Source organism: Mesorhizobium sp. BHscii, assembly GCF_053848065.1.
Map to the genome: position 1 here is coordinate 41,505 of NZ_JBSPKW010000017.1, position 24,440 is coordinate 65,944.

Genomic DNA, 24,440 nt, shown 5'->3' on the forward strand with positions numbered 1-24,440 from the left:
CCGTGACGCTAACCGAAGAATGCAGCAGTGCAGCACGAACCACTGTCGTGACCCTGCCCCTGAAAGATCCTGCACCGCAGCGGCGCCTCGACTCACGGCATGGATCCTCGGGTCAAGCCCGAGGATGACGAAGCGAAGGGCATGGCCGTTTAGAAAAACGCCTGCAACCCGGTCTGTGCCCGTCCGAGGATCAGCGCATGCACGTCATGCGTGCCCTCATAGGTGTTGACGGTTTCGAGGTTCTGCGCGTGGCGCATGACATGGTAGCCGATCTGGATGCCGTTGCCGCCATGCATGTCGCGGGCCTGGCGGGCAATGTCGAGCGCCTTGCCGCAATTGTTGCGCTTGACGATCGAGATCATCTCCGGCGCCATTTTGCCTTCGTCCATCAGCCGCCCGACCCGTAAGCTGCCCTGCAGGCCGAGCGCGATCTCGGTCTGCATGTCGGCGAGCTTCTTCTGGAAAAGCTGCGTGCCGGCCAGCGGCTTGCCGAACTGTTTGCGGTCGAGGCCGTATTGGCGGGCCCGGTGCCAGCAATCTTCCGCCGCGCCCATCGCACCCCAGGAGATGCCGTAGCGCGCCCGGTTGAGGCAGCCGAACGGACCCTTCAGGCCTGAGACATTGGGCAGCAGCGCATCTTCGCCGACCTCGACGCCTTCCATCACCACTTCGCCGGTAATCGATGCGCGAAGCGACAGCTTGCCGCCGATCTTCGGCGCCGAGAGGCCTGTCATGCCCTTTTCCAGCACGAAGCCGCGAATCTCGTTGTCATGCGCGGCCGATTTCGCCCAGACGACAAACACATCGGCGATTGGCGCGTTGGAAATCCACATTTTCGAGCCGGAGACCTTGTAGCCGTTCGCCGTCTTCTCGGCTCGCGTCTTCATGCCGCCCGGGTCGGAACCGGCATCCGGCTCGGTCAGGCCGAAGCAGCCGATCCATTCGCCGCTGGCGAGCTTCGGCAGGTATTTCTTGCGCTGCGCCTCCGAGCCATAGGCGTGGATCGGATACATCACCAGCGACGACTGCACGCTCATCATCGATCGATAGCCCGAGTCGATGCGCTCGACTTCCCGCGCCACCAGCCCATAGGTGACGTAGTTGGCGCCGAGTCCGCCATATTCTTCCGGAATGGTTATGCCGAGCAGCCCGGCCTCGCCCATCTCGCGAAATATCCCGGCATCGGTCTTTTCCTCGAGATAGGCTTCCTCGATCCGAGGGGCGAGCTTGTCGGCGGCGAATGCCGAGGCGCCATCACGCACCATTCGCTCGTCTTCCGAAAGCTGGTCCTCGATCAGGAAAGGATCATTCCAGACGAATGCGTTCTTGTCGGCTGCCATGGCCTCGGTCTCCAAGTGCGGGGATGCCCGGGCTTATCGGCTTCCAGTTCGAAAAAATCAAACGAAATTGCTTCACCGATCAATGAGCGTTAGTAATGGATCATGAACGTTCAGCGCCGCCTTTTGCCTGGTATCAGCGCCCTTGCCGCCTTCGAGGCGGTGGCCCGGCTGGGCAGCTTTACCGCCGCCGCGCAGGAACTCGATTTGACCCAGGGCGCCGTCAGCCGGCAGATCAGGCTGCTGGAAGACCAGTTCGGCCGGCGGCTGTTCGAACGCGACAGCCGCAATGTCAGGCTGTCAGCGGCAGGCGAGATCTATGCCGAAGCGGTGCGCGCCGCGCTGGGTCAATTGCGCGACGCAGCCCTTGGATTGATGAGCAATCGGCATAGTGGCATCTTGAACCTCGCCATCCTGCCGACCTTCGGCACACGCTGGCTGATGCCGCTCATCCCGGATTTCGTCGAAAACAACCCCGACATTACCATCAATTTCGTCACCCGCATCGGCCGCTTCGACTTCGCTCGCGAAAGGCTCGACGCCGCCATCCATTTCGGCTTGCCCGACTGGCCGGACGCCGACTCGACGCTGCTGGTCCGCGAAGAGGTGGCGCCTGTCGTGTCGCCCGAATTTCTGGCCGGCCGCGCCATTGCCACACCCGCCGATATCGGTCGCCTGCCGCTGCTGCATATGGCGACACGGCCCGGCGCATGGACCGAGTGGTTCGAGCATCAGGGTTTGAGCGCGCCGACGGGGCCGGGCATGCAGTTCGAGCAATTCGGCACCGCCGCCCAGGCCTGCATGGCCGGGCTCGGCGTGGCGCTGCTGCCGCAGGTCCTCATCTCAGGCGAATTGCAGCGCGGCCAACTCGTGCCGGCGCCGGGCCGGCCAATGCAAAGCCGCAGCGCCTATTACCTGGTTGTGCCGCACGACAAGCGCGGCCATCCGCCGGTCGCCAGCTTTCGCGACTGGCTGCTCAGTCGCGTGCCAGTGGTAGGGTGATTACTTCCGCTTCAACGCATCGGCCAATGCGGCGCCGAACGTGCCTTGCTGCGCGGACCGCTCCGGCTGACGCTGCGGCGCCGGCGCGCGCGGCACCGGTCTGTTGCCATTGTCGCGCGGCTTCGGTGTACCGCCGTCACCATCCCGACGCATCGAAAGGCCGATGCGCTTGCGCTTGATGTCGACCTCGACGACACGCACCTTGACCACGTCGCCGGCTTTCACCACTTCATGCGCGTCCTTGACGAAACGGTCGGCCAGTTGCGAGACGTGCACCAAGCCGTCCTGATGCACGCCGATATCGATGAAAGCGCCGAACGCCGCGACATTGGTGACAGTGCCTTCCAGCAGCATGCCGGCCTTCAAATCCTTGATGTCGTCGACACCGTCGGCAAAGGTCGCGGTCTTGAAGCCGGGGCGCGGATCGCGGCCGGGCTTTTCCAGTTCCGCCAGGATATCACGCACTGTCGGCAGGCCGAACCGCTCATCGACGAAGACCCGCGGATCGAGCGCCTTGAGAGCGGCACTGTCGCCCATCAGCGAGCGGACGTCGCGTCCGCAGGCGGCGACGATCTTTTTCGCCACGCCATAGGCCTCCGGATGCACGGCCGAGGCATCGAGCGGTTCGGTGCCGTTGGGAATGCGCAGGAAGCCGGCGCATTGCTCGAAGGCCCGCGGTCCGAGCCGCGCCACCTTCAACAGGTCACGACGGCTGGCGAAGGGGCCGGCCGCATCACGGTGAGCGATGATGGCCTCGGCCAGCGATGTGCCAAGACCCGACACCCGCGCCAGAAGCGGCGCCGAGGCGGTGTTGAGGTCGACGCCCACGGCATTAACGGCGTCCTCAACCACCGCTTCCAGGGAGCGGCCGAGCCGGTACTGGTCGACATCGTGCTGATACTGGCCGACGCCTATCGACTTTGGCTCGATTTTGACCAGTTCGGCGAGCGGATCCTGCAGCCGCCGCGCGATCGACACCGCGCCGCGCAGCGACACGTCGAGGCCGGGAAATTCCGCCGCCGCCGTTGCCGAGGCGGAATAGACCGAGGCACCCGCCTCGCTGACGATCACCTTGAGCGGCTTCGGCCCGGACTCGGCAGGCATATCGGACAGCATGTCGGCCACCAGCCTTTCCGTCTCGCGGCTGCCGGTGCCGTTGCCGATGGAAATCAGCTCGACCTTGTGCAGGCGGATGAGCTTTGCGAGTTCGGCTTGCGTGCCGCGCACATCATTCCTTGGCGGAAACGGATAGACCGTCGTCGTCGCCAACAGCTTACCTGTGCCGTCCACCACCGCCACCTTGACGCCGGTGCGGATGCCGGGATCGAGGCCCATAGTGGCGCGCGAGCCGGCCGGGGCAGCGAGCAGCAAATCCTTCAGATTGCGGGCGAAGACATGGATCGCCTCCTCCTCGGCCCGCTCGCGCAGATCTCGCATCAAATCGAGCGTCAGGTGCAGCGACAGCTTTATGCGCCAGGTCCAGCGGGCCACCTCCATCAGCCAGCGATCGCCCGGCAAATGTCGGCCGATGGCGTAGGCGTCGGCAATCATCCGTTCGACCGGCTTCAACGGTGACGCGTCGTCGGCATCGATCTCGATGTCGAGGGACAACACCTCTTCGTTGCGGCCGCGCAGCATCGCCAGCGCGCGATGGCTCGGCACGTTGGCCCAGCGCTCGACATGGTCGAAATAGTCGGAGAACTTCGCGCCGGCCTCCTGCTTGCCGTCGACGACGCGCGACCGCATGAAGGCGCGTTCCTTCATGTAGGTCCGCAGTTTGCCGACCAGATCGGCATTCTCGGCGAACTGCTCGGACAGGATATCGCGCGTGCCCTCGAGCGCCGCCTTGGCGTCGGCCACCTCTTCGCCGATGTAGGCCAGCGCCAGTTCGGCGGGCACCGCCGCGCGGTCGGCAAGGATGGCCTCGGCCAGCGGTCCGAGCCCGCGCTCGCGGGCGATCTCGGCCTTGGTCCGGCGCTTCGGCTTGTAGGGCAGATAAATATCTTCGAGTTCCGCCTTGGTGGCGGCCGCTGCGATCTTGGCCTCAAGCTCTTCGGTCAGCTTGCCCTGGTCGCGGATCGAACCAAGGATGGTGTCGCGGCGCGCATCGAGTTCGCGCAGATAGGCGAGCCGCTCGGCAAGCAGGCGCAGCTGCGTGTCGTCCAGACCGCCGGTGACCTCCTTACGGTAGCGCGCCACGAACGGCACCGTCGCGCCTTCGTCCAGCAGGCCGATCGCCGCGGCGGCCTGTTCGGGCCGGGCAGCGATCTCGGCTGCTATGATGGCTGCGATGCGCTTGATGTCGGATGCCATGTCGTTCCTGCTGTCTTGTCGAAAAGAGCGGCGACCATAAGCGCAGAGCGTCGCTCCGCCAACCGCGGCGTTTTCAACCGCCCAATAGGTCCACAGGAAAGCTGCGATGGCGGTCGGCCTGGATCGAATCAGACCATCCGGCTCAGCGCTTCGAAGAAGGCGACCATATCGACATCGAGCGGCTCGTCGACCGGCTCCGGCTGCGACGACATCTTTGCGATGACGATCTCGGCCTTCGGATTGACATAGAGCCACTGGCCGTGGATGCCGATGCCGCAGAAGGCGCCGCTTGCCGCGCCCGTCTGGTACCATTTGTTGCGGTAGCGGCCTTGCGGAAAGAGGAACGCCATCGTGCCACGCTGCCAGGCCTCGCTGTCTCCGCCTGTGCTGACAGTGTCGCGCACCCAGGCTTCCGGCACGATGCGGCGGCCATTGGCCGTGCCGCCTTGCCGCATCATCTCGCCGACCTGCGCCAGATCGCGCGGCGTGACTGAAATGCCGCCGGCCGTGCGGGCGGTGCCCTCGCTGTCTACCGTCACCGACGCTTCGCTCGTTGCACCGAGCGGCAGCCACAATTTCTCGTGCATCAGCTCGGCGAAGCGCTGGCCGGATGCGCGTTCGAGCAGGATGCCGAGCAGGTCGGAATTGGGCGAGCGGTAGCGGAACGTCCGGCCATGCGGCTCGGCAAGGCGCTGCAGCGTCAGGATGAAATCGACTAGGCTTTCGGTGCCGCCACCCGGATTCCACAGCGTCGCACGGCGATAGCGGGCAAAGGCGCTCTCCGGATCGAGATAGGCTTCTTCGAAGTCGAGGCTGATGGTCATGTCGAGCACATGCCGCACGCTGGCGTCGCCATAGGCCGAGCCGGCAGCTTCCGGCAGATAGCGGGTCACCGGGGCCTGCGGATCAAAGATCCCTTCGCCTTCCAGTATGCCGGCCAGGATGGCGGTCAGCGACTTGCTGATCGAGAAGATGATGTGGCGCGCACCGAACTGCATATGCGGTGCGAACCAGTCGCCGACGAATTTGCCGCCTTTCATGATCGTCAGCGCGTCGGTATCGGAACGCGTGAGAAAGGCTGCAACAGTCTCCGGTCCGCCGGCCAGAGTGACTCGCTCGCCGAGCAGCGCGTCAAGAGCCCGCGCTGACGCTTCACCGCTGGCTGGCACGGCTGCCACGCGTGCGCTCGGCACTAACTCACCGACATTCTGGAACGACCACCGGCTGAACGGGCTTTCGCGCCAGTTGCCGAGCAGAACTTGGTTGCGGCCAAAGCCATATCTGGTCTCGAACGCGGTCTTGCCGGTCATGCGTTTCCTTCCGGTTTTTTTTGGAACTTAGGCCAGCGCGGCGGCGATCGCGTGCACGGCTTTCATCGTCGCCACCGAATAGGCGATGTCGGTGAAATCCGGGTAGCTCGAAAGCTTCACCACGACCATTCTCGTGTTCCAGTCGATATGGATCAGCTGCCCGAACACGCCCCGGCACATCAGCGCGCGTGAGAGCGGATCCTCGATCCAGAACTGGTTGCGGTAGCTGCCTTCCGGCAGGCTGGGATTGAAATCCGGCCCATGCCTGCCATTGCGCGTCGCCTCGATCCAGTCGGCCGGCACCACGCCGCCGCCATTGTCGAGGATCAGCTGGCCGAAGCGGCCATAGTCGCGCAGCGTGGCGTTGAAGCCGCCATCGGCCAAGGCGTAGCCGGCGCTGTCGACGGTGAAACAGGCGCTTTCATCCGCCCCGAGCTTTTGCCAGAGTTCCTCCGAAACCAAGTGCGCCAGCCGCTTGCCGGTCACCCGCTCCATGATAAAGGCGAGCACGTCGGTCTCGATCGAACGGTATTCGAAGGCAGCGCCATGCGGCCGGCTTGTCTCCTTGAGCCGCAGGATCAATTCAAACATATGCGACGGCCACTCGAAGGCCGGATCGCTGTCCGGCGGCACCGGTTTCCAGCCGCTGGCCACATCGACCTGGCCGATATCGGAATAGCGGTCGGTGTATTCCTCGGAAAAACGCACGCCTGTCGTCATGTCGAGCACGTGCTGCACGCTGGCGCCCGCCCAGCCGGTCGCACCAAGCTCCGGCAGATAGGCCGTCACCGGCCTGGCCGGATCGATCAGGCCGCGCCCGACCAGTATGCCGAACACCGAAGCGGTGACCGACTTCGCCATCGACTGCGACAGATGCAGCGTGCGCTCGGCCATGCCGTTGAAATAGCGCTCATAGGCGATTTTGCCGTCCTTGAGCACGAGCAACCCGTCCGTATAGGTTTCGTCGAGCAGCCCGGCCAGCGTCGTCGGTGCGCCCGTGCTGTCGTTCACCGGCAGCGCATCGAGATCGACTTCGGCTCGCTCGAACCGGCGGCGATGGCCATTGCCGCGCCAGACTTCGACGGTCGGCAGAATTTCGCGGATGTGCTGGAACGCCCACCGGTTCCAGGGTCCCCTGTCCCAGTCGAGCTTCGGCGGCACCATCTTGGGCGGCGACCCCTGCATGATCGGCGGCACCGGTTCGCTGTTGCGGTGGGATGTCATGAGATGCGTCCAGGCAAACATGAAAACAGACCCGGCGGCGCCCGCCGCCGGGTCCGTCACGATGCGATCACTTCTGCAGTTCGGTCCATATCCTGGTGTAAAGCGCCTGGACGTCGGGTGCGCAGCTCAGCATGAATTTGCCCTTGTCGGCGAACTCGGCGGGGATGTTGACCTCCGGCGCCGTCTTCATGTCCTCAGGCATGAAGGCTTCCGATCCCTTGATGCCGTTGGCGTAGCGCGCGAAAGACGAGATCAGCGCGGCGTTCTCGGGTTCCATGATGAAGTTCTGGAACAGCTTGGCGTTTTCGACGTTCTTGGCGTCCTTCAGCACTGCGAGATTGTCCATCCAGATCGGATAGCCCTCCTTCGGATAGCCATAGACGATGTCCTTGTTCTGCAGGCGGGCGCGGAAGGACGCGCCGTTCCAGTCGACGCTGGCTGCGAAGTCGCCCTTGGCGAACTTCTCGACCGTGCCGTAGTCCATGGAGATCCATTTCGGCTTTGCCGCCACCAGCGCATCGCGCACCTTCTTCAGCACCTCCTTGTCGCCGGTGCAGGGCTCGCCGCCGACATATCTGATGGCGAGATGCATGACATCGGCCATTTCGGGAACGACGTTGACCTTGCCGACCAGTTCCTGCGGCGGGTCCAAGAAGATGGCGGAAGTGTTGGGGTCGCCCTTGTAGACCGAGGTGTTGACCGTGACGCCTGTCGTGCCCCATTGCCACGGCACGGTATATTTGCGGCCCGGATCGAAAGGAACGTCGACCCATTTCGGATCCATGTTCTTGAAGTTCTCCATCTTGCTGGGCTCTGTCTCCAAGAGCAGCCCTTCCTGGATCCAGATCGGCACGAAGCTCGCCGAGGGCACCACGATGTCGAAGCCGCTGCCGCCCTGGCGGATTTTGGCCAGCGCGGTGTCGTTGGAATCGTAGTCGGTGACTGTCACCTTGACCTTGTATTTTTCCTCGAATTTCTTGACGAGGTCGGGGCTGGTGTAGTTGCCCCAATTGTAGATGTTGAGTTCGCCATCGGCGCGGGCGAGACCCGCCGAGGCGAACAGCGCGGCGCTGAGCGCCGTCGCAGTCAGTTTCCAATTCATCGTTTCTCTCCTGTCACTCCTGATCCTTTTTCCTGCTGATGAAAAAGAAGACGGTGACGATCAATATCGAGATCAGCAGGAACACCGTCGACATCGCGTTGATTTCCGGCGTGATAACGCGCCGGAACTGGCCGAGCATGTAAGTCGGCAACGTATCCTGGCCGCCGGACTTGACGAACTCGGTGATGACGACATCATCCAGCGAGATGACGAAGGCCAGCATCAGCCCGGCAAGGATGCCTGGCCAGAGCAGCGGAAAGGTGACGCGCCGAAAAGCCTTCCATGGTGTCGCGTAGAGGTCGGCCGCAGCGATCTCCAACGACAGATCCATGTTCTCGAGCCGCGCCCGGATCGGCAGATAGGCAAAGGGAATGCAAAAGGCCGTATGCGCAGCCATCAGGTAGCCCAGCCCCGAATAGCCGGTCCAGATCTTGATGCGCGAAAAGAAGATCAGCAGCGCCACCGCGGTGACGATTTCCGGCACCATCAGCGGCTGGTTGATGAAGGCGTATTTTAAGCCGAGGCCGGGATAGGGTTTCGTTCGGGTCGTAGCGAGTGCAGCCATGGTGGCGACGATCGTGGCAATAGTCGCGGCGACCGAAGCGATCTGCAGCGACCGTATCGAGGCATCGACGACCTGGTCGTTGTTCCAGGCCTGATAGAACCAGCGCAGCGACACGCCTTCCCAGATCGCGATCGAACTGCCTGCGTTGAAGGCATAGACGACAACCGTCACGATCGGCAGGTACAGCGCGAAAAAGCAGATCATCGCGATTGTCGTGAAGCCGGTCTGCCGGCGAATGTCGAAGCGGCTAGCCATGCGCGCCGCCCTGGCGCCCGGCGGAGCGGACATAGAAGAGCAGCGCGACCATCACGATCGCCATCAGCGAGAGCGACAGCGCCGAGCCGAGCGGCCAGTTACGGCCTTGCCCGAACTGCAGCTCGATCAGATTGCCGAGCATCATATTCTTCGTCCCGCCCAGCACGCGCGGGGTGACATAGGCGCCCAGCGCCGGGATGAAAACGAGGATCGAGCCGGCGATGATGCCAGGCTTGACCAACGGAATGATGACTCGCCTCAGCACCTGGAACCGGTTGGCGTAGAGGTCGTAACCCGCCTCGACCAGCCGGAAGTCGATCTTCTCCATGCTGGCATAGAGCGGCAGCACCATCAACGGCAGATAGACATAGGTCATGCCGACCATCAGCGCGAAATCGGTGAACATCATCTGGATCGGCTGGCTGATGATGCCGAGCTTGATGAGCACCGTGTTGACGATGCCCTCGTTGCGGATCACCTCCTGGATGGCGAAGGTGCGGATCAGCAGATTGGTCCAGAAGGGGATGGTGATCAGGAATAGCCAGACGTTGCGCTGCCGCGCGGGCCGGGTGGCGATGAAATAGGCGGTCGGGAAGCCAAAGAGCAACGTGAAGATCGTTGTCATAAACGACAGCTTGGCCGAACGCCAGAAGATCGACAAATGCGCGTCGGCGAAAGCCAGCGTGTCGTCGAAGATGTCGCGCTGCATCACCACCGACAGCCAGCCGTCGGTGGAGAATTTCCACACCACGTCGCCATAGGGGCCCGGCGTCAGGAACGAATAGATCACGACGATCAGCAGCGGGCCGGTCGCCGCCAGAAAGATGATGATCAGTGCCGGCGCTGACAGCAGCCAGCGATGGCGGATATCTCTGCGTTCGGCTTCCTTGGCGACTTCTTCCGCGCTCGCCATCAGTCCCTCAGAACTTGTGCGGCGTCGTTGCCGATCGAAATGCCGACCTTGTCTCCCCGCTCGAAACCGCAGCCGGCGCTGCGCGTGTTCTGCTGGCGCACCGTGAAGGGCTCGCTGCTGTCCAGGCGAACTTGGATGTGCGTGTCGGTGCCGAAATAGACGATGTTTTCGACCGTGCCCGACAGGTCGCCCTTGCCGCTGGTCAGCTTGGCATGTTCCGGCCTGACCACCACGGTGGCATTGTCCTTCGGCTGAAAGCCCTCAGCCACGGTCGCGTCGATCGTCGCGCCGGATTTGAGCGTTGCTCGTGCCTTGCCGTTGGCCATGCCTGATATGGCCGCAGTCAGGAAATTGGTCTCGCCGATGAAGTCGGCGACGAAGCGCTCCGCCGGCTTGTCATAGATATCCCAAGGCGTTCCGACCTGCAGGATCTTGCCCGACGACATCACCGCGATGCGGTCCGACATGGTCAGCGCTTCTTCCTGGTCGTGGGTGACGAAGATGAAGGTGATGCCGGTCTCGTGCTGCAGCCGCTTCAGCTCGATCTGCATGTCCTTGCGCAGCTTGAAGTCGAGCGCCGACAGCGGCTCGTCGAGCAGCAGCACTTTCGGCTGCGGCGCCAGCGCCCGCGCCAGTGCCACGCGCTGCTGCTGGCCGCCCGATATCTGGCTGGTGCGGCGGCCGCTGAGCGCTTCCATTTTGACCAGCTTCAGCATCTCGGCAACCCGCGCCTTCACTTCGGCTTTGGGCTTGCGGAGCATTTCGAGGCCGAAGCCGATATTCTCGGCCACCGTCATATGCGGGAACAGCGCATAGTTCTGGAAAACGGTGTTGACCGGCCGCTTGAACGGCGGCAGCGGTGCGATGTCCTGGCCATGCAGCAGGATCTCGCCGGCGCTCGGGAAATCGAAGCCGGCGATCAGCCGCAGAAGCGTTGTCTTCCCGCAGCCGGACGGACCAAGCAGCGTGAAAAACTCATTCTCGCGGATCGACACCGAAACCGTGTTGAGGGCGGCGACCTGTGACTCCCCGGTACCGAATACCTTGCGGACGCCACGAACTTCAATTGCACTTTTACCCGGTTGTTCCGGCACGATTACCCCATTCTTGTGTCCGCTCTTCAGGGCGGATCCAGTTCCCACTCGATTGTCAGCACACGGCGCATGGCTTGGCAAGCATACATCTGAATGTCGATTCAGAACGCAATTCCCGTGCCACCGTCAGGCCTGATAAGTGACCTTGCCGCCGCAGATCGTCGTCATCGGCCGCACCGTATGCAGCGCTTCCGGCGCGGTCGCCTCGATGTCGCCTGAGAGCACCACGAGATCAGCCAGAAAGCCTGACTTCAGGCGGCCCTTGCGATGCTCCATGAACTCGGCATAGGCGCCTTCCACTGTATAGCCCGCAAGCGATTCATGCAGCGAGAAACTCTGGTCGGGATCGCTGTCTGCCCATGGTTTGCGCAGCACTGCCGCCTGAATGCCCAGAATCGGATCGATTGGCGAGACCGGCCAATCGGAAGCGAAGACGACGCGCGCGCCGGCATTCTTCAGCGTCCGCCACGCATAGCTCAGAGGCCAGCGGGCAGGCCCGATGCGCGACACCGTTGGTTCCAGCGGCACGCCCATGCTGCCCGGCGGATGCGGTGGCTGCATCGAGGCAATGACTCCAAGCTTTGCGAAACGCGGCACGTCGGCGGCGGTGACCACCTCGATATGCTCGACCCGATGCCGGCTGTCGCGCCTGCCATTCGCCTTTTGCGCTGACTCGTAGCCGTCGAGCACGGCGCGCACGGCGCCGTCGCCAATCGAGTGCACCGCCATCTGCAGCCCGCGCCTGTCGACGGCCACGGCAAGATCGATGAATTGCTGCGGCGTGAAAAGCGGCTCGCCTACCCAATCCGGACGATCCGCATAGGGCTCGACCATCACCGCCGTCCACGAATCGAGCACGCCGTCGTAGAACACCTTGACCATGCCCGACGACAGCCATTCGCCTTGGTAGCGCTCTGCCATCACTGAGGCTTTGTCGAGCATGTCGAGGGTCATGAAATTCTTATAGTGGAACGGCACCTGCACGCGGCACAGCAAGCCGCCTTCGGTCTCGATCTCGGACAGGAGTTCGAGCTGGTGCAAATTGCCGTCCATGTTCTGGATCGACGTGATACCGTGCCTGGCACACCATTCCAAACCGCGGCGCATGATCGCCCGGTCGGAGGCCTGCTCCGCCGGCGTCGGCTTCGGGTCCGGCTCGCCGCCGGTGGCCAGGCCGAGCCGTACGCGATCCTCGCCGGCCAGCGCGATCAGCGGCCCGAAGGCCTCGCCCTCACGCAATTCGCCACTGGCCAGCCCGTCGTCGCCCATGACGATCTCATTGCCGGGACCAAGCCGCTTGCCTCTAAGCAGGCCGGCCAATTCCAGCGCCTTGGTGTTCGCCCACATTGTGTGGTGGTCGGGCGCCGCCATGACGAAGGGACGGTCCGGCAGGATGCGGTCGAGGTGATGGCGGCTGACCCGCTCAGTCGCCGACAGGATGGTATAGTCGGCGCCTTGCGCCTGCAGGACGGATAGATCCGGCCGCTTTGCTGCATAATGGCGAACAGCATCGCAAAGCGCATCGAAACCGTGGATGCCCATCAGCTGGAGGTGATCGAGCTCGGCCGCGCCGGCGAAAAGATGCATATGCGCTTCGATGAAGCCGGGGACGACCGAGCCGCGCTCGGCGTCGATAACGCGCGTGCCGGGTGCCTTGTGCTCCAGTACGGTCGCGCGATCTGCGATCGCAATGATTTCGCCGTCCCTGATAGCTATGGCTTCGGCGCGGGGAGTATCGGGATCCATCGTCAATATACTGGCGTTCTCGACGATCAGATCGGCCGACAGCATAATTTTCTCCCGTTTGAGCTTAGGCTAGCAGAGTATTGGCGCCTGGCAAGCCGTCCGCTGCCACTCGCAACACCGGTCCGGAATGCTCTTGGCGGCGCTGAAACTCTCTGCCACAAAGCAGTCCGTCAACGACAGATACGCAACTCGAAGAGCGAACCGGCCGGCAAAATGAAGACTGTTTTCTCCCCTCTCCACGCCGGCCATGCCGGCAATTTCGAACTCATTTCAGGCAGCATCGTGCCGGCCTTCGAGAAGCCCTCGCGGGCCGAGTTCATCAAGGCGAGGGTGGAGAGCGAAAAGCTCGGCCCGATCCTGCCACCCAAGACCCACGACCTCGCCGCCGCCAGGAGAGTGCACACCAGCGACTACATCGATTTCCTGCCGACCATATGGCCGCTCTGGGAAGCGTCGGGCCGGACAGGTTCGGCCATCCCCTTCACCTGGCCGACGCGCGGCTTGCGCGGCGATGTACCACCCAGCACCATCGATGCGCTGCTTGGCTTTTACTCCTTCGACGGCGGCGCCACCTTCGTCAAAGGCACCTGGGAGGCGATCAAGTCGTCCTATGACGTGGCGCTGACTGCGGGCGCCCTGGTCAAGGACGGCGAGATATCAGCCTTCGCGCTCTGCCGCCCGCCCGGCCATCATGCCGGTGCTGCCTTCATGGGCGGCTATTGCTACATCAACAACGCCGCGGTTGCCGCGCAATGGTTCCGCGACCAGGGCGCCAAGCGCGTCTCGATCCTCGATGTCGACTACCATCACGGCAACGGCACGCAGGAGATCTTCTACGGCCGCGGCGACGTGCAGGTGCTGAACCTGCATGGCGACCCGATGACCGAATATCCGTTTTTCCTTGGCCATGCCGACGAGCGCGGCTCAGGGCCCGGCGAAGGCTTCAATGTCAACTACCCCATGCCGTTCGGCACCGCATGGGACGCCTGGAATGCTTCGCTGGAGGACGCCTGCGCGAAACTTGCGGCTTACGCTCCCGATGTCGTTGTCGTCTCGCTTGGCGTCGACACATTCGAGAAGGACCCGATCAGCAAGTTCAAGCTGAAAAGCGGCGACTATCCCAAGATTGGCCGTCGCATCGCCAAGCTCGGCCTGCCCACGCTGTTCGTCATGGAAGGCGGCTATGCCGTCGAGGAAATCGGCATCAACGCCGTCGGCGTGCTGACCGGATTCGAAGATCGGTAATGCATGTCGCCCATAGCCTGCCCCTCGGGCGTTTTGATCCGAGGGTGCGCAGCGGTTTGAGATAACGACATTCGTAAAAATTTAGTAGGCAGCAGTCGCATCGGCTGGCCCCACGTCCGCCCTCACCGAAGCGCTTCACGCCGCCTGCAAGGGTGGCCGCTGACTTGTTCCAGCGCACGCTATCCTGTTGTTGGACCATGATCTCCTTTGAAAAGGCCTTCGCCCTTTGCGAAGTCATGCTCTACCTTGAAGGAACGGTATGAGGGGATCGATTCTGGAAGAAGGCAGCATTTGAAGTCGGGGAAGCATCTATGATCGACGACGAGCCGGACAGCGAACGCGTCTCGGCGCTGGCGCCGTTCCGGCACGGCATTTTCCGCGCCGTATGGTCCGCCAGTCTGGTTTCGAATTTCGGTGGCTTGATCCAGGGCGTCGGCGCCGCCTGGATGATGACCACGATCGCCACCTCGTCCTATCAGGTCGCGCTGGTCCAGGCCTCGACCACCTTGCCGATCATGCTGTTTGCGCTCGTTGCCGGTGCCATCGCCGACAGCTTTAACCGGCGCAAGGTCATGCTGATTGCCCAGATCTTCATGCTGGTCGTCTCGGTTCTGCTGACCGTGTTCACCTATCTTGGCTTGATAACGCCGTGGACGCTGCTCGCCTTCGCCTTCCTGATCAACAGCGGCACGGCGCTTTACAACCCGTCATGGCAGGCTTCTGTCGGCGACATGGTGCCGCGCGCCAAGCTGCCTGCGGCCGTCGCGCTCAACTCCTTGGGCTTCAACTTGACGCGCAGCGTCGGCCCGGCGATCGGCGGCATCATCGTTGCCGCCGCAGGTGCTGCGGCGGCTTTTGCCGCCAACGCTTTGAGCTATGTCGGGCTCCTCATCGTGCTTGCCCGCTGGAAGCCGGACCTGCCAGCCTCGACACTGCCGCGCGAGACGCTGGGGGCGGCGATGGGCGCCGGCCTGCGCTACGTCGCCATGTCGCCCAATATCGGCAAGGTGCTGGTCAGGGGTGCGGCTTTCGGCTTCAGCGCCGGCGCGGTTCTGGCGCTGCTGCCGCTGGTGGCGCGCGATGTCGTCAAGGGCGATGCCTTGACCTACGGCATCATGCTCGGTGCGTTCGGTATCGGTGCCGTCGGCGGCGCGCTGATCAGCGTCCGGCTGAGGCAGATCCTGTCCAGCGAGACGATGGTGCGCATGGCATTCGCCGGCTTCGCGCTTTGCGCCTTCAACGCCGCCGTCAGCGACCACGCCTGGCAGACGTCGCTCGGGCTGCTCATCGGCGGCGCCTGCTGGGTAATCGCGCTGTCGCATTTCAACGTCACGGTGCAGATGTCGACGCCGCGCTGGGTGGTCGGCCGGGTGCTCTCGGTCTATCAGACGGCTACCTTCGGCGGCATCGCGCTCGGCAGCTGGATTTGGGGTGTCGTCGCCGATGCGCATGGCGCCGAATTCGCGCTGATCGCGGCTGCCGTCGCGATGCTGGCGGGCGGCGCGATCGGCCTCTTGCTGCCTTTGCCGCAGCAGGCAGTACTCAATCTCGATCCTACCAACCGTTTCAAGGAGCCGCATCTTGCGCTCGACCTAAAACTGCGCAGCGGCCCCATCGCCATCATGATCGAATACATCATCCGCGAGGAGGACGTGCCGGAATTCCTGGCCACCATGGCCGAACGCGGCCGCATCCGCCGCCGTGACGGCGCCCGCAACTGGACGCTGGCGCGCGATCTCGAAAATCCCGCAATATGGATCGAGCACTATCACACGCCGACATGGCTCGAATACATCCGCCACAACAAGCGGGCCACCCATGCCGACGCCGTTGTCGGCGAGCGCGTACGGGCACTGCACAGCGGCGACGAGCCGCCGCGCGTCCGCCGCATGATCGAGCGTCCGACAACCGCCGGCACGGCGATCGTCATGCCGAAAGGACCGATCGAGCATTAGGCCGTGCCGGTGTGTCCAGTTGGATGAGCACATGACGCTCTAAGCTGATGGCTCACACGTACCCTAATCGGCGCGGCCCACCCGCGCCTTAGGATGCAGCGCGCAGGCTCGTACGGACGCGCCGCCTGCTTGTGGCGCGGGCCTTCTCCGCCACGACACCGGTGATCTCGACAACGCCGTTCTCATGCGGTCTGGCGTTTGTGGCCTTGTGGAGACGCTCATAGGGCAACAGTTCCTTGACCCGAGCATCGAGCAACGCGACTTCGGCTCGCAGATCCTCGCATTCCTGCCTCTGGACATCGAGCTGTATCTGTTCGGATGCCTGTTGCAGGGAAAGCTGCGAAAAATTCGCGCTCACCGTCGAAAGGTGTATCTTGTCGTTTTCGTTCTCCTTTCTGAGAGCGGACAACCTTTCCTCCGCAATTTGCTTTTCGGCCACAGCGTCGCTGCATTGAGCCTTGAGATTGGCGATCTCGCTGGCGGCTTGACTGTTCTCGTTCGAGGCAATTTCCAATCGTGATTGGAGGTTGCGAATTTCAGAACGCAGGCCGCCGATCTCCGTGAAACTACGCGCACGCTCGGCTTCCCTGTCACTTTCCATGATACGGGCCGCTTCCGTCATTTCCGACAGCTTCGCTTGCGCGATATCGAGCGATTTCTGCAGCCGCATCTCCTCTTTCTCGCTCTTGCCAAGCGCAGCCAGCAGTTCCGAAAGTCGCGTCGCATCACTTGCATGAATTGTCGAGAGTTCATCCAGCCTGTGCCGCGCCTCAGCTTCCCGTTTCAGCGCCTTGTCGAGATCTATCGACAGGCTGACATGCTTTTCCCTTAGTATGTCGTTCTCGCGTGCGCATCTGTTGGCCTCGGCGGTTCTGGCCGAAAGCGTTTTGACGAGATCGCCGAACTCCGCTTCGCGTTCTGCGCTCGCATTGCCTGCCACAACGAGTTCCAGCCTTGCTGCAGCCAGCGCACCGCGAAGTGCCTCCTTGTCCTCGACCAGGCTTGTCTCGCGCTGCTGCAGGGCCTCGACAGCACTTTGACGCTCGCGCTGCTTTTTGGTCGCGTCGTGGAGTTGCTCCGACAGCACTCTTTGCTGCGTGGTCAGGCTGACATTTGCCAGTTCCAGTTCATTGGCGCGAAGAATGTCCCCGTGAAGCAGCTTCAGGAATTCGCCTGTCAGATGATGCGACGTCGCGATCTCCGACAGTTTCGTGTTGATCTCCTCCAGATACTCCCGCGCATCGTCAAAGAGCCCATCAACGGCGTTTAACGCAGCCAGTCGGGTTTGTGCGTGGGAAGTCAGCCGTAATGCGATCTCGGGAGTGTCCGCATCGTCCTCAGGCTGAGAGTTGTCATTCTTTGCCGCGAGATTCTCATCCGGGACGTCATTCAACGGCGATTGGTCGTCTAGCTTGAGACACTCATCGAACGCATCCGCCAAATCGGCTTCGAGCTCCTTGAACGCTCTGTCCACCTTCTCGGCACGCTTGATCAGACTTTTGATTCTCATGACTGAACATCCCCCTCTTGTAGCGCCATCATGGGGTCTTGATCCTCGCCTGCCAGATACGGGTTCATCCTACCTCCCCTGACGCGGTCGCCGCGTGGGATGACCGCTCTTGAATCTGCTGTCATGGTCCCGTTTACACCACCCTGAGCGCATGAGGCCGAGTCCACGCTAGGGACAGGCTTGGCCACTGTCCTCGTCTGTTTGAATGACGCAAACCGTGTAACTGCCCTGATTGTCGCCCGCTTTCGGACAAACAACCGGAGGAGCGTCCGTCAGAGTTCCAGACTTGGGTACCGACCGCCGCTGACTGCACATCCGCGATCATCGTCGTGCCGCTATGTCGTGCCGCTATCGGGAGAGGACGCGAATGCGGCTCTGAAACTCACCCCGATCGACATAGCACCCCGGTCGCCCTGCCGTTACACACCGATCTCGCCAACCAGGAGGTGCCGCCCGGCTATCAATTCCTGCATTGTATCGCGAACGAAGCTGAGGGCGGTGGATCGGTCTTTGCCGACGGATTTGCGGTCGTGGCCGCATTACAGGCGGAAGATCCGGAAGCCTACCGTCTCTTGTGCGAGGTCGAGATACCCTATCGTTTTCACGACGAAAACTACGATCTGCGCGGTCGGTTTGCTGTGATCGTAGCTCGGCGCAATGGGGAAGTGACAGAGTTGCGGTTCAACGCTCATCTCGTCGATGTCATCGACCTTCCCTCCGATATATGCGCGCCCTTTTATGCGGCTTATCGCAAGCTGATGATGATGATCCGCAGCTCGCGTTTTCAAATAGCCTACCGCCTTGAGGCGGGGGAAATGGCGGTCTTCGACAATCGCCGGGTGCTTCACGGCCGTCAATCGTTCAACCCGAACACCGGGCGGCGACATTTGCGCGGATGGGTCAGCAGCCGGCGGAATGCCGCAAGCGTCGCAGAAGCGTCGATATGGCAACCACGATGCCGGCCGCACAGGCAGTATGGACAGCGCAGCTTCGCTGCGGCGATTAAACCCATCCTCATCTCGGGGAACCGCGTTGACGTAAACGTCAACCCAAAGCTATATGCGCCAGCGACCGTGATCGCGAAATGCGCAAGACGGCGACTTCGGCCAGATCGAAGTGCCATTCTGCGACAAACGCAACGAGACGAGGAGAACGGCCATGGGCGTTCAGGAAATTGCCGAGAAGATCAGCTCGCGCGTGGCGAGTGCCGGGTTCGATCGTTCCGTGAAATTCGACACCGGCAGCGACGGTGTCATCGTCATCGACGGCGCTGATGTCTCGACCACCGACGCGCCGGCCGACTGCACCATAAAGCTTTCGCTCGACGATCTGGAGTCGCTGATAGCAGGCGATCTCAACCCGACCATGGCGTTCATGTCCGGCAAGATAAAGGTCGAAGGCGACATGAGCGTCGCCATGGCACTGAGCCAGCTGATCGGCTGATCCTCCAATTCGGGATGAAAACAAGCCGCCGCCCGATGGACGGCGGCTTGTCTCCGATCCATCAGGCAGCGAGCGGCAGCCGCTGTGCCTTCAGCTTGCGCCCTGCCGCCCTCAGCGTGCCCCGCGCCTCGGCGAGCGCGCCTTCCACCAGTTCCAGCGCCAGCAGGCGGTGCCGCTCATAAGGTCCAGGCATGGCCAGCGCGCCGGTTTTTTCGGCCGAAAACCCAAAGCGCTCGTAATAGGGCGCATCGCCGACCAGCAGGATCGCCGCATGGCCGAGACGGGCGGCTTCAGCGATTGCATGGCGCATCAGCGCCGAGCCGATGCCGGCATTCTTGATTGTCGGATCGACGGCGAGCGGGCCAAGCAGAAGGGCTGCCCGACCGCCCTCGCCCAGCACGACATCCCAGAGCCGCACGGTGCCTGTGACAGCGCCCGATGCATCGCGCGCGATAAAGGCCAGGCCTTCCGAAGGCCGGCGGCCGCGCCGCAGCTTTTCCGACGATTTTTTCCGGCGCTTCGGCCCCATGGCGCGATCGAGCAAAGCCTCGCGCGCCGAAACGTCGGCAGCGGTTTCGGCGGTGATGACGAAAGCGCCGGCAATCTCCCCCCTCGAGGGGGAGATGTCGCCGAGGGCGACAGAGGGGGTCGCCGCGCCTGAAGCGCCGGCCCCACACAGTCCAAGAGAGGTCGCGACAGCTGAGCCGACCCCCTCTGGCAGCTTTGCGGCCATCTCCCCCTCAAGGGGGGAGATTTGCCAGCCCACAGCGCCTTCAACAATGAAATCCACAATTTCCATTTCCGCGATCCTTCACGAGCGGATTGTTCCACAGGCGAACCGAAGCGGGCGATCTCGTCGCCCGCACCGGGTGATCTGAGGGCCGAAGCCGTCAGATCACGTAGGATCGCAGAGGCTCGAAGCCGTTGAAGGCGACCGAGGCGTAGGTCGTCGTGTAGGCGCCGGTGCCCTCGATCAGCACCTCGTCGCCGATGGTCAGCGACAGGGGCAGCGGATACGGCGTCTTCTCGTACATCACGTCGGCCGAATCGCAGGTCGGGCCGGCGAGCACGCACGGCGAGGTTTCGGTGCCGTCATGCGCGGTCATGATCGGGTAGCGGATCGCCTCGTCCATCGTCTCGGCGAGACCGCCGAACTTGCCGATGTCGAGGAACACCCAGCGCACATTGTCATTGTCGGCCTTCTTCGAGATCAGCACGACTTCCGACTTGATGACGCCGGCATTGCCGACCATGCCGCGGCCCGGTTCGATGATCGTCTCGGGAATCGCGTTGCCGAAATGCTTGCGCAGCGCAGAGAAGATCGCCTGGCCATAGGCCTGCGCCACCGGCACATCCCTGAGGTAACGGGTCGGAAAACCGCCGCCCATATTGACCATCTTCAGGACGATGCCTTCCTCAGCGAGCGCGACGAATACCTTTTTAGCGTCGCCGAGCGCGCGGTCCCAAGCGGTCAGGTCGGTCTGCTGCGAGCCAACATGGAACGACACGCCGTAGGCGTCGAGGCCGAGCGTCCTGGCATGGCGCAGCACGTCGACCGCCATCGCCGGCACGCAGCCGAACTTGCGCGAAAGCGGCCATTCGGCGCCTTCGCCGTCGGTCAGCACGCGGCAGAACACACGGGCGCCGGGTGCAACGCGGGCGATCTTCTCGACCTCCTCGACGCAGTCCACCGCGAACAGCCGGATGCCGAGCTGATAGGCGCGCTGGATGTCGCGCTCCTTCTTGATGGTGTTGCCGAAGGAGATGCGGTCCGCCGGCGCACCGGCGTCCATCGCCATCTCGACTTCGGCAACGGAAGCGGTGTCGAAGGACGAGCCCATCGCAGCAAGGAGGCGCAGGATTTCCGGCGCCGGGTTTGCTTTCACCGCATAGTAGATTTTCGAATCGGGAAGCGCCTTCTCGAAAGCACGGAAATTGTCGCGCACGACATCGAGATCGACGACGAGGCAGGGGCCGTTCGGACGTCGGGTGGCGAGGAAGTCAAGGATGCGCTGGGTAGCCATCGGGGTCTCTCCATCAGCGCCTTTCGGCGCGCACAAAGGCTGCGGGACGCGGGTCATCGACTCGCGAACACGCGGTGGACAAAGGCGGGACGTCAAATCCATGGAACCAGCCGGTGGAGACCCCGGAACCATGAAGCGCCGTCTCGCGGCGGTGAACCTTGGCCTTGCCCGGCCTCGGTTCGCTTTGTCTGCCTTGGCTTGGATTGGGAGAACCCGTTCCGCACTGCCGGCAATGAAGGTGTGCCTCTTCAGTAACCCCGGTCTTTGGACGACCGGCAGAACACCAGAAAGGCCCGCACCGTCGTTGCTTCAAGGTGTCCTCGGTCCGGCGGTTGGCCGCTAAACCGGCTGGAGGGGTTAGCTCCAGTTACCTTACCGATATCCCTCACCATTTTGAGGATCGGCGGACACCCACAGGCACGTGCGACTTTGGGCAAGCGCGATATAAGGTCGAAGGATTTCACAATCAATAAAAATCGTACGCCAGGTTGTAAAATTCCTGGCGCCGAACAATGTTGCAACAACTGTATCCGGATATCGAACGCATGACAGGCACTTGCGGCCCTCTGAACGCTTTTCTCGACCTTGACGATATCCCCGTGTCCAATGCGCAATCCGGCCCGCTTGCCGGCCTGCGGCTGGCCGTCAAGGATATTTACGACGTCGCCGGCTACCGCACCGGCTGCGGCAATCCGCAGAAACACCGGGAGGCTTCACCCGCCTCGGCGACAGCGCCGGCCGTCCAGGCGCTGCTTGATTCGGGCGCGCGCTTTGTCGGCAAGACGCAGACCGACGAGCTGGCCTTCTCCCTGATGGGGCTGAACGCGCATTTTCCGTCGCCGGTCAATCCGGCAGCGCCGGACCGCGTCACCGGCGGCTCATCCTCCGGTTCCGCCGCCGCGGTTGCCGGCGGGCTGGCCGATATCGCCATCGGATCCGACACCGGCGGCTCGATCCGCGCGCCGGCAAGTTTTTGCGGCTTGATCGGCCTGAGGACCACGCATGGCCGCATTTCGCTTGAAGGCGCCATGCCGCTGGCCCCTTCACTGGACACGTTCGGCTGGTTCGCCAGGGACATGGCCACCTACGAAAAGGTCGGCACGGTGCTGCTCGACGACGATCGGCATCGCCACGACTTGGCACGCGCCCTCGCCCTCGACGCGCTGGACGGCCTCGTGCTCGGCCCGCAGCAGGCCGACGAATATCGCGCCATGGTCCGCACTGTCGCTTCGGTGCTGGGCGTGCCGCGCACCGTTGCCCCGCTGTCGCATTCCACCGATGATCTCTATTGGTGCTTCCGCAAGCTGCAGGGGTACGAGGCTTGGCAAAATCATGGTGGCTGGATCTCGCAGGGTGACCGGATGCTCGGCCCCGGCGTCAAGGAGCGTTTCGAGCATGGCGCGACCATCGACCTTGCAACCGCACAACGCGAAACGGAACGTCGCGTTTCGTTTCGTCTTGAACTTGCCGACCTGCTTGGCGAGGACGGTGTTCTTGTGCTGCCGACCGCTCCAGGTGCCGCCCCGCTCAAGGCCGCCTCATTCGACGAATTGCAGACCTATCGCGAGCGCGCGCTAAGGCTGCTGTGCCTTTCCGGCCTGTCCGGCTTTCCGCAGATCACCCTGCCGCTGGGCAAGGCCGACGGTGCGCCATTCGGCCTCTCGCTGCTTGGACCTGAGAACAGCGACCGGCAGCTGCTGACGCTTGCCGCGCGTATCCTTTCAGCTCACCAAGGGAGCGCATGACATGGACACGCTGACCCGCATGCGCGCCTTTATCGACGTGGTCGAGGCCGAAGGTTTTTCGGCAGCGGCGCGCAAGATCGGCCGCTCCAAGGCGCTGCTGTCGAAATATGTGCGCGAGCTGGAGGACGAGCTCGGCGCGTTGCTGCTCAACCGCACCACCAGGCAGTTCTCGCTGACCGAGGCCGGCCACACTTATTACCGCCGCGCCTCGGAAATCGTCCGCGAGGTCGACAGCCTGGCCGATGCGGTGCGTGAATCCTCCGGCGACGTTCGCGGCAGGATCAAGCTGTCGGCGCCGCGCACTTTTGCTGACGCACCGATCGGCCAGTCGCTGATCGACTTCGCCAAGCAGCATCCCGACATCGTGCTCGACATTCATCTCGACGACCGCTTCGTCGATCTGGTCGAGGAAGGTTTCGATCTCGCCGTGCGCATTTCGCGGCTGGAAAACTCCTCGCTGATCGCGAGGCGCCTGGCGCCGTTTTCGGTGCGGCTCTGCGCATCTCCCGAACTGATCGCCAAGCACGGCATGCCGGTGCGCCCGCAGGACCTTGGCCGCGTGCCCTGCATCATCGACACCAATGGCCGCTGGCTGACCAACTGGCCGTTCAAGGGCGACAGCGGCGATACGGTAACCGTTTCGGTCTCCGGTCCGATCGAGGTCAACAGTCCGATGGCGGCAAGGGCCGCCGCCGTGGCGGGATTGGGATTTTCCATCCTGCCGGATTTTATCGCCGCGCCCGACATAGAAAGTGGCCGGCTGGTGGCCGTGCTGGATGACCGCGTCCTACCGGGTGGCGGCATTTTCGCCGTCTATCCCCACCGGCGCTATTTGCCTGCGAAGGTTCGCGTCTTTGTCGATTTCCTGGTGCAGTGGTTCAAGACGATTGACAACGCATGAGCTTTCAGCCGCCTTGTGGTCCCATTTTCGCCCCCTTTCTGGTAACTCTCGATATTTTACCCAAGCTGATGGAATCGCGACCGAGAATGCACCTGAAACGGCAAGCAATCATCATGGCTTCGGCCACAGCGGCGACATTTGCCACGGTCGGGCCAGCCGAGGTGCATCCGCACGTCTTCGCCGAGGCTCGCCTCGAAGTGGTCCTCAGTCCGGATCACCAAACTGTGAAGGCTTTGCGCCATCTCTGGCGCTTCGACGATTTGTTTTCGAGTACGGTTATGATGGAATTCGACAAGAATTCCGACCTGAAGCTCGACGACAAGGAGTTGAAGGAAGTCGCCGACACCGTCCATGCTTCGCTGGCGGAGTTCAATTACTTCCAGCTCGTCACCGTCGACGGCAAGGACGAGGCGATGAACCCGCCGCCGCAGCTGATGGCCAATTTCGAGAACGATCAACTCATCATCCTGTTCGAATCCGAACCGAAGGCACCGATGAAGTTGGCCGGCAAGATCGATATCGGCGTCTACGACCCGACCTTCTACACGGCGATCGATTTCACCGAGGATGCCAATCTGCAGGTCGATGGCATGCCGTCGACATGCGCGAGCAAAGTCGTTCGTCCGAACCCCGACGAGGCGCTCGCCGAGAACCAGAAGACCCTGACGGACGCCTTCTTCAACGATCCGACAGGCACCGATATGAGCAAGATCTTCGCGACCAAGCTTGAACTGAACTGTCAGCCAGAAGGATAAT

General features: G+C 62.8%; 20 protein-coding genes. 8 read left to right on the top strand and 12 right to left on the bottom strand.

Going from position 1 to position 24,440, the window contains the following annotated elements; all coding sequences use genetic code 11:
• Positions 1-149: 149 nt before the first annotated feature.
• Positions 150-1,340: an acyl-CoA dehydrogenase gene (locus ACWTU7_RS21955; protein ID WP_455840214.1), complete on the bottom strand. Its 1,191-nt coding sequence runs from the start codon at positions 1,338-1,340 to the stop codon at positions 150-152.
• 102 nt (positions 1,341-1,442) lie between these two features.
• Between ACWTU7_RS21955 and ACWTU7_RS21960 the strand changes: the two genes are divergently transcribed.
• Entirely contained in the window at positions 1,443-2,339 is an 897-nt protein-coding gene (locus tag ACWTU7_RS21960; RefSeq protein WP_029349736.1) for a LysR family transcriptional regulator, read from the top strand.
• Here the strand turns inward: ACWTU7_RS21960 and ACWTU7_RS21965 are convergent, their stop codons facing one another.
• The 8 genes from ACWTU7_RS21965 to ACWTU7_RS22000 form a co-directional block, all read right to left on the bottom strand.
• Complete coding sequence (locus ACWTU7_RS21965) at positions 2,340-4,652, bottom strand: Tex family protein (protein WP_455840215.1); 2,313 nt, start codon at positions 4,650-4,652, stop codon at positions 2,340-2,342.
• 128 nt (positions 4,653-4,780) lie between these two features.
• A complete protein-coding gene (locus ACWTU7_RS21970) occupies positions 4,781-5,962 on the bottom strand; it encodes a serine hydrolase domain-containing protein (RefSeq protein ID WP_455840216.1) in 1,182 nt (393 codons plus the stop codon).
• 27 nt (positions 5,963-5,989) lie between these two features.
• A complete protein-coding gene (locus ACWTU7_RS21975) occupies positions 5,990-7,186 on the bottom strand; it encodes a serine hydrolase domain-containing protein (protein ID WP_455840217.1) in 1,197 nt (398 codons plus the stop codon).
• A gap of 67 nt (positions 7,187-7,253) precedes the next feature.
• Positions 7,254-8,288, bottom strand: coding sequence for an ABC transporter substrate-binding protein (locus ACWTU7_RS21980; protein WP_455840218.1), 1,035 nt, complete (start codon positions 8,286-8,288; stop codon positions 7,254-7,256).
• Positions 8,289-8,301: 13 nt separating this feature from the next.
• Positions 8,302-9,108, bottom strand: a complete 807-nt coding sequence (locus tag ACWTU7_RS21985; RefSeq protein ID WP_455840219.1) for an ABC transporter permease — start codon at positions 9,106-9,108, stop codon at positions 8,302-8,304.
• Positions 9,101-10,021: an ABC transporter permease gene (locus tag ACWTU7_RS21990; protein WP_455840220.1), complete on the bottom strand. Its 921-nt coding sequence runs from the start codon at positions 10,019-10,021 to the stop codon at positions 9,101-9,103. The genes ACWTU7_RS21985 and ACWTU7_RS21990 overlap by 8 nt, the downstream gene beginning before the upstream one ends.
• Positions 10,021-11,115 (bottom strand): ABC transporter ATP-binding protein, encoded by a 1,095-nt coding sequence (locus tag ACWTU7_RS21995; protein ID WP_455840221.1) that lies wholly within the window; start codon positions 11,113-11,115, stop codon positions 10,021-10,023. The genes ACWTU7_RS21990 and ACWTU7_RS21995 overlap by 1 nt, the downstream gene beginning before the upstream one ends.
• A gap of 126 nt (positions 11,116-11,241) precedes the next feature.
• Entirely contained in the window at positions 11,242-12,906 is a 1,665-nt protein-coding gene (locus ACWTU7_RS22000) for an amidohydrolase (protein WP_455840222.1), read from the bottom strand.
• Between the two features lie 168 nt (positions 12,907-13,074).
• Between ACWTU7_RS22000 and ACWTU7_RS22005 the strand changes: the two genes are divergently transcribed.
• Both ACWTU7_RS22005 and ACWTU7_RS22010 read left to right on the top strand, forming a co-directional pair.
• Positions 13,075-14,106, top strand: coding sequence for a histone deacetylase family protein (locus tag ACWTU7_RS22005; protein WP_455840223.1), 1,032 nt, complete (start codon positions 13,075-13,077; stop codon positions 14,104-14,106).
• A gap of 311 nt (positions 14,107-14,417) precedes the next feature.
• Positions 14,418-16,061, top strand: coding sequence for an MFS transporter (locus ACWTU7_RS22010; RefSeq protein ID WP_292075583.1), 1,644 nt, complete (start codon positions 14,418-14,420; stop codon positions 16,059-16,061).
• Between the two features lie 88 nt (positions 16,062-16,149).
• Here ACWTU7_RS22010 and ACWTU7_RS22015 read toward each other — a convergent pair whose 3' ends face one another.
• On the bottom strand, positions 16,150-17,571 hold the full coding sequence (locus ACWTU7_RS22015) for a hypothetical protein (protein ID WP_455840224.1): 1,422 nt from the start codon (positions 17,569-17,571) through the stop codon (positions 16,150-16,152).
• Between the two features lie 446 nt (positions 17,572-18,017).
• Between ACWTU7_RS22015 and ACWTU7_RS22020 the strand changes: the two genes are divergently transcribed.
• Together ACWTU7_RS22020 and ACWTU7_RS22025 are read left to right on the top strand one after the other, a co-directional pair.
• Positions 18,018-18,845, top strand: a complete 828-nt coding sequence (locus ACWTU7_RS22020) for a TauD/TfdA family dioxygenase (RefSeq protein ID WP_455840284.1) — start codon at positions 18,018-18,020, stop codon at positions 18,843-18,845.
• Positions 18,730-19,014: an SCP2 sterol-binding domain-containing protein gene (locus tag ACWTU7_RS22025; RefSeq protein WP_455840225.1), complete on the top strand. Its 285-nt coding sequence runs from the start codon at positions 18,730-18,732 to the stop codon at positions 19,012-19,014. Before ACWTU7_RS22020 ends, ACWTU7_RS22025 begins: the two co-directional genes overlap by 116 nt.
• Before the next feature lie 61 nt (positions 19,015-19,075).
• On the opposite strand, the gene ACWTU7_RS22030 is transcribed toward ACWTU7_RS22025, so the two are convergent.
• Together ACWTU7_RS22030 and odc2 are read right to left on the bottom strand one after the other, a co-directional pair.
• Entirely contained in the window at positions 19,076-19,747 is a 672-nt protein-coding gene (locus tag ACWTU7_RS22030; RefSeq protein ID WP_455840226.1) for a GNAT family N-acetyltransferase, read from the bottom strand.
• Positions 19,748-19,904: 157 nt separating this feature from the next.
• The gene (odc2, locus tag ACWTU7_RS22035; protein WP_455840227.1) at positions 19,905-21,038 is read right to left on the bottom strand and encodes an ornithine/lysine decarboxylase; all 1,134 of its coding nucleotides are present in this window, start codon (positions 21,036-21,038) and stop codon (positions 19,905-19,907) included.
• Between the two features lie 545 nt (positions 21,039-21,583).
• On the opposite strand from odc2, the gene ACWTU7_RS22040 reads away from it, so the two are divergent.
• The 3 genes from ACWTU7_RS22040 (at position 21,584) to ACWTU7_RS22050 (ending at position 24,439) form a co-directional block, all read left to right on the top strand.
• Positions 21,584-22,783 (top strand): amidase, encoded by a 1,200-nt coding sequence (locus tag ACWTU7_RS22040; RefSeq protein ID WP_455840285.1) that lies wholly within the window; start codon positions 21,584-21,586, stop codon positions 22,781-22,783.
• A 1-nt stretch (position 22,784) separates the two neighbouring features.
• Entirely contained in the window at positions 22,785-23,684 is a 900-nt protein-coding gene (locus tag ACWTU7_RS22045; RefSeq protein WP_455840228.1) for a LysR family transcriptional regulator, read from the top strand.
• A gap of 86 nt (positions 23,685-23,770) precedes the next feature.
• Positions 23,771-24,439, top strand: coding sequence for a DUF1007 family protein (locus tag ACWTU7_RS22050; RefSeq protein WP_455840229.1), 669 nt, complete (start codon positions 23,771-23,773; stop codon positions 24,437-24,439).
• The last annotated feature ends 1 nt before the right edge of the window (position 24,440 follow it).

Coding starts and splice junctions, on each gene's coding strand:
- ACWTU7_RS22040 (WP_455840285.1), top strand. CDS start 21,584: ATGACAGGCACTTGCGGCCCTCTGAACGCTTTTCTCGACCTTGACGAT.
- ACWTU7_RS21985 (WP_455840219.1), bottom strand. CDS start 9,108: ATGGCTAGCCGCTTCGACATTCGCCGGCAGACCGGCTTCACGACAATC.
- ACWTU7_RS22010 (WP_292075583.1), top strand. CDS start 14,418: ATGATCGACGACGAGCCGGACAGCGAACGCGTCTCGGCGCTGGCGCCG.
- ACWTU7_RS21955 (WP_455840214.1), bottom strand. CDS start 1,340: ATGGCAGCCGACAAGAACGCATTCGTCTGGAATGATCCTTTCCTGATC.
- ACWTU7_RS22050 (WP_455840229.1), top strand. CDS start 23,771: ATGCACCTGAAACGGCAAGCAATCATCATGGCTTCGGCCACAGCGGCG.
- ACWTU7_RS21960 (WP_029349736.1), top strand. CDS start 1,443: ATGAACGTTCAGCGCCGCCTTTTGCCTGGTATCAGCGCCCTTGCCGCC.
- ACWTU7_RS21980 (WP_455840218.1), bottom strand. CDS start 8,288: ATGAATTGGAAACTGACTGCGACGGCGCTCAGCGCCGCGCTGTTCGCC.
- odc2 (WP_455840227.1), bottom strand. CDS start 21,038: ATGGCTACCCAGCGCATCCTTGACTTCCTCGCCACCCGACGTCCGAAC.
- ACWTU7_RS21970 (WP_455840216.1), bottom strand. CDS start 5,962: ATGACCGGCAAGACCGCGTTCGAGACCAGATATGGCTTTGGCCGCAAC.
- ACWTU7_RS22030 (WP_455840226.1), bottom strand. CDS start 19,747: ATGGCCGCAAAGCTGCCAGAGGGGGTCGGCTCAGCTGTCGCGACCTCT.
- ACWTU7_RS22000 (WP_455840222.1), bottom strand. CDS start 12,906: ATGCTGTCGGCCGATCTGATCGTCGAGAACGCCAGTATATTGACGATG.
- ACWTU7_RS22025 (WP_455840225.1), top strand. CDS start 18,730: ATGGGCGTTCAGGAAATTGCCGAGAAGATCAGCTCGCGCGTGGCGAGT.
- ACWTU7_RS21975 (WP_455840217.1), bottom strand. CDS start 7,186: ATGACATCCCACCGCAACAGCGAACCGGTGCCGCCGATCATGCAGGGG.
- ACWTU7_RS21965 (WP_455840215.1), bottom strand. CDS start 4,652: ATGGCATCCGACATCAAGCGCATCGCAGCCATCATAGCAGCCGAGATC.
- ACWTU7_RS22045 (WP_455840228.1), top strand. CDS start 22,785: ATGGACACGCTGACCCGCATGCGCGCCTTTATCGACGTGGTCGAGGCC.
- ACWTU7_RS22005 (WP_455840223.1), top strand. CDS start 13,075: ATGAAGACTGTTTTCTCCCCTCTCCACGCCGGCCATGCCGGCAATTTC.
- ACWTU7_RS22015 (WP_455840224.1), bottom strand. CDS start 17,571: ATGAGAATCAAAAGTCTGATCAAGCGTGCCGAGAAGGTGGACAGAGCG.
- ACWTU7_RS21990 (WP_455840220.1), bottom strand. CDS start 10,021: ATGGCGAGCGCGGAAGAAGTCGCCAAGGAAGCCGAACGCAGAGATATC.